This window comes from Pseudoalteromonas sp. BZA4, assembly GCF_040104395.1.
Classification (GTDB): domain Bacteria; phylum Pseudomonadota; class Gammaproteobacteria; order Enterobacterales; family Alteromonadaceae; genus Pseudoalteromonas.
The window spans coordinates 1-4,309 of sequence record NZ_JBECOT010000116.1 but is presented as its reverse complement, the minus strand read 5'-3'; the positions used below and the strand labels follow the sequence as shown (position 1 = coordinate 4,309).

Genomic DNA, 4,309 nt, shown 5'->3' with positions numbered 1-4,309 from the left:
TATAGAACGTGCGCTAAACGCCAGACCTAGAAAGTGCCTAGGTTACAAACAGCCTGTCGTTGTGTTTAACGAATTACGCAATGCGGCCTAATTTAGCGAGTGGTGCACTTCGGGGTTGAATTCGCGCCAAGCCCACCATCAAAAATAATAATGGCTAACGCTATGTGTCCAAATAAAAAAGCTAAACCAAAATCGTTAAACTTTATTCCACCAGGACCATTTTCTCCTGCTAACATTCCAAGCAGTAGAAAAACTAGTAATATTGGCACACCTACACGCTTAGTTATTACACTCGCAATAATGCAAAGAAAGGCCAAAAAAGCAGAACCTAAAATGTATTGATAAACGACTTCTATAGCCATAATCCCATTACCAAATTTGTACTTCCCCCGATTAGGGTTTCATGGCTACCATCTATTCTATTCAACTTTTTGTATGAGCCAAATCAAGGGGGAGTATTTAAGAATACCAAACTAAAATTATTAAGTTTGAGAAAGCATTACAAGCAAATAAGATAACATATTCGATTAATTTATACTATCCACGGGCGCCATCGCATATCTATGTATAGTTCAGTATATTGAGGTTAATAACCTAGAGTTAGCTATTTTACCCTCAATAAAAGGCTTACAATTTAAGCATGAAATTAGGCCTCTCACATAGCTATTTGATATCTACTCGCTATACCGTAGAGGCTTTGTTTCCTAAATCAGTTGAACTAAAACCATAGCTGGTGATCTGATCGACATAGCCCATCAACTCGCCCATCAATCGTGTCAAAACCTCGATATAAAACAATCAACTGGAAGCAATACAATCAAGCCCTGATCAATCGTGGCTCACTTACCTTCTGGATTGATGAGGACGCTATCGCCCAGTGGAAAGCTAAGGCCGAGCAACCAAGGAAAGGTCGACCACGCGTATTTAGCGACTTAGCCATTACCACCGCGCTGATGGTTAAACGTGTTTTCTCGATGCCACTACGAGCGTTACAAGGCTTTATCAACTCGGTGTTTAAACTGGCTGATATTCCGCTTTCGTGCCCACATTACACTTGCATCAGCAAACGCGCTAAAACCGTCAAGATTGCTTTTAAAACCAAGACGCGTGGCACCATTGAGCACTTGGCTATCGACTCGACAGGCTTGAAGGTTTATGGCGAAGGTGAGTGGAAAGTGAAGAAACATGGCACAGATGGCAAGCGCCGCGTGTGGCGTAAGCTGCATATCGCTGTCGATACCCATAGCCATGAAATTATTGCAGCGGAACTGAGTTTATCCGGTGTCACTGACGCTAAAGTTATGCCGAATTTGCTCAAGCAAATCCATCGCAAAATCCGCAATATCTCAGGTGATGGTGCTTACGACACAAGAGCCTGTCACGATGCCGTTCGTAGAAAACGGGCTTTAGTACTCATTCCACCGAGGGAAGGCGCTGCGCTCTGGGAACAAGGTCATCCGCGTAACTTAGCGGTCAGTTGGCAACAGCTTCATGGTTCAAATAAACAGTGGAAAAAACGGTATGGTTATCATCGGCGGTCAATCTCAGAAACAGCAATGTACAGAGTGAAGCAACTACTTGGTGGCAGATTGAGCCTGCGAAATTATAACGGTCAGGTAGGAGAAACTTACGCGATGATAAAGGCGTTGAACAAACTCACTGGGCTAGGCATGCCTGAAACTTACCGTGTAGTTTAATATTCAAACGATTATGAGGAGCTTTGCTCGCTGAATCGATTTAGGAAACAAAGCCCCTTGGCGCTTGTCTCTTTGCACATAACCTTCAATGTGCCACAGCTTGTTTCGTGTATTTCGGTTGATACGAGGTTGCGGCAAGCTACCATCTTTTATTCTTCGCCAGAGCGTCGTATAGCTAATGTGGTAACGAGCCATCACTTCGTAAGATGTTAGAAAAGGGGTTACCTGGTGCGCTACTGCTGTCATCTGTATTCTCCTGAAAATCAATGTAAAGCTATCATCGCCTGGTTCATCACTTGTTGATGGTCAGAAAGATGCATGATTTGTTCAGAAGATCAGCCTTATCATGACACCGGTATCATTGTGCAGTTTACCAAATTTCCAGTTTACGGCGAAAAGTGCCGTAAAATCGCATTAAGTTAAACCATCTTTATCAATATGCACGCTCTAGCTACTAGGAATTCAGCGTAGCGGTATACTTCGTAAATGCATTTCAATGGCTTCAATGACTGACTTAGTAAGGGGTAAATGCGCTTTTTCTTTCGCCCATACCTCATGGAAGCCTGCTACGGTTTGTTTGGCTGTATCTAACACCAATTTTTCTGGCAACATGGCTTTAGCCGCTAAGTGTGATAGCTCATCCAGCGTGAAATCGCTGAATCTCTTGCTACGGCTCACCTTCAGCGATGCACTATCATCGGGGATATAAGGAATGGTTGAAACAAAGTCATAAGCAGGCGCAATCGATGCGGTGCGCTTATCTTTGTAGATCACAGACCAATTCTTCAAATGCATATCCGCATTGCCAATTAAGGTATTGAACACCAGTCGGCGAGTAAATTCAGCAATGTCTTCGTCTTGCCCTTCAATACCGATAACCTGAGCAATATTTCGCATACTGGCTTTTTTGTACTTATCTTGAGGATAAACGCCAAACACTTGCGCAAAGTCCTCAATGTGAACAGCTTGACCATCTGCACGGTCAAAACGCTTGATCACAAAAGCGCTATCACCAAATTTGCCAATGCCATTTGGGATATTAGTAATCCGATTAATAGGGAGTAGCTGCGTTTCTGGCACGTCCATTCCCAACATTCGAGCCAGTTCCATCATTGAATATTCATTTTCTGGCACAGCGTCAAATCGAGATGACGGCAACTTCACAATCCAAGAGCCACCTTTACCAGTTGCTGGAATGGTCAAGCCGCCGTTAGCCTGTTGCACGGCTGAAAACTTCAACTGCACACCCGCCAATGAGAAGCGCATCGGCGCTTCAATTTTCGTTTCATCGTCAATGCCTTGATGCACATTAGGTGGCAGCGCTTCACCACCCGCCGGTTCAACCGTGATCGCGCCAGCTAAATCCTGCCCTAGCACCCACAATAGAAAAAACTCCCGTGCTGGGTTCACACCAGCACGCTCAGCCAGGTAATTACGCATGGTTTCTTCTGGTAAAAGGTTGGAGAAAAACGGGGTTAACTTAGTTTGGGTAGGTTTGAAGCTAGTCAGCAGGCCACCGAGCGAATCTTTAAAGCCAAGCCCTAACACAGGCCGCGATTCGTCATTAATGTACGAATCCATAAAGGCAAAAAGTGTTCTGTCATTACCCACGTTGGTGATCGTTGCGATCGGTTCACCATAGAGCAACACGTTGAGCGTAGAGACATGGTTAGTCATCGTCGTCTTCCTCTAACTGATACGCGGGCGACATTGGCTCACCCTCATCGCTGATGCCGTTAATACCTTGGCCACTTCGAATGATCGACTTGATGGCAGGTACAGACTTTTTAGGCGCAACCAATAGCTCTAGGTCTAGTACACGGGCAAGTGCAATCAAACTGGATATTCTTAAATCAACACTGCCAGACTCGATTTTCGAAATATGGCTTTGAGGCACACCCGAACGAGTACTTAACTCTCTCTGGCTAAACCCCTTTCGTACCCGAGCTTCTCGAAGACTTTCTAGTATCTGCTCTGTTACATAGCTCATTTCGATACGCCTTAATGCATCACTTAAGAATAATTATATACAGAAACATATCACAGTAACTCAAACAACACAAATTCGATTAGCTATTACATATCAAAATCCATTATCTGATACATAATTACATATAAGTAGAAGGAGATTTTTGTCATCGACAAAAGAGCGATACTCTCGCTGATAATCGCGAACTGACGCATCAAACTCCCTAAGTACTTTTGTCGCTCAGCCCTTATACAGCAAGGGCTACAGAAGAACTCGCGTCAAATCGCCAGAAGATAAGTGCAACAAAGAGGAAGTTTGTACACAGTTACAGGAAATTTTGTACACACAAGTCGAAAAACAAGTGCAAAATGATGGTGTAAACAGCAACTAAATTTGAAGGTAAGTCTGATATCTCAATTAGAAATAACCGTATTGGTTCGCTTCAACGTCGTCAGCAACATCATGCACTTGGAGAGCTTAGATAGCGTTCGGCTAAGTAATAGCAATGTTATGTAAGCGCGAATTCAACCCCGAAGTGCACCACTCGCTAAATTAGGCCGCATTGCGTAATTCGTTAAACACAACGACAGGCTGTTTGTAACCTAGGCACTTTCTAGGTCTGGCGTTTAGCGCACGTTCTATA

At 43.9% G+C, this 4,309-nt stretch carries 4 protein-coding genes and 1 pseudogene; 1 reads left to right on the top strand and 4 read right to left on the bottom strand.

Going from position 1 to position 4,309, the window contains the following annotated elements:
• Nucleotides 1-92 precede the first annotated feature (92 nt).
• Nucleotides 93-362, bottom strand: a complete 270-nt coding sequence (locus tag ABMY41_RS21415; RefSeq protein WP_063530058.1) for a hypothetical protein — start codon at nt 360-362, stop codon at nt 93-95.
• 411 nt (nt 363-773) lie between these two features.
• On the opposite strand from ABMY41_RS21415, the gene ABMY41_RS21410 reads away from it, so the two are divergent.
• A complete protein-coding gene (locus ABMY41_RS21410) occupies nt 774-1,697 on the top strand; it encodes an IS5-like element ISSpu11 family transposase (protein ID WP_063530059.1) in 924 nt (307 codons plus the stop codon).
• Between the two features lie 84 nt (nt 1,698-1,781).
• On the opposite strand, the pseudogene ABMY41_RS21405 reads toward ABMY41_RS21410, so the two are convergent.
• The 3 genes and pseudogenes from ABMY41_RS21405 to ABMY41_RS21395 form a co-directional block, all read right to left on the bottom strand.
• Nucleotides 1,782-1,943: pseudogene (locus ABMY41_RS21405) on the bottom strand (DNA-binding protein); the annotation flags it as partial.
• A gap of 216 nt (nt 1,944-2,159) precedes the next feature.
• Nucleotides 2,160-3,374: a HipA domain-containing protein gene (locus ABMY41_RS21400; protein ID WP_063530061.1), complete on the bottom strand. Its 1,215-nt coding sequence runs from the start codon at nt 3,372-3,374 to the stop codon at nt 2,160-2,162.
• The gene (locus ABMY41_RS21395) at nt 3,367-3,687 is read right to left on the bottom strand and encodes a helix-turn-helix transcriptional regulator (protein ID WP_063530062.1); all 321 of its coding nucleotides are present in this window, start codon (nt 3,685-3,687) and stop codon (nt 3,367-3,369) included. The genes ABMY41_RS21400 and ABMY41_RS21395 overlap by 8 nt, the downstream gene beginning before the upstream one ends.
• Between the last annotated feature and the right edge of the window lie 622 nt (nt 3,688-4,309).

What these genes read in the sequence shown, in the direction of transcription:
- ABMY41_RS21415 (WP_063530058.1), bottom strand. Translation starts at nt 362, where the DNA reads ATGGCTATAGAAGTCGTTTATCAATACATTTTAGGTTCTGCTTTTTTG.
- ABMY41_RS21400 (WP_063530061.1), bottom strand. Translation starts at nt 3,374, where the DNA reads ATGACTAACCATGTCTCTACGCTCAACGTGTTGCTCTATGGTGAACCG.
- ABMY41_RS21395 (WP_063530062.1), bottom strand. Translation starts at nt 3,687, where the DNA reads ATGAGCTATGTAACAGAGCAGATACTAGAAAGTCTTCGAGAAGCTCGG.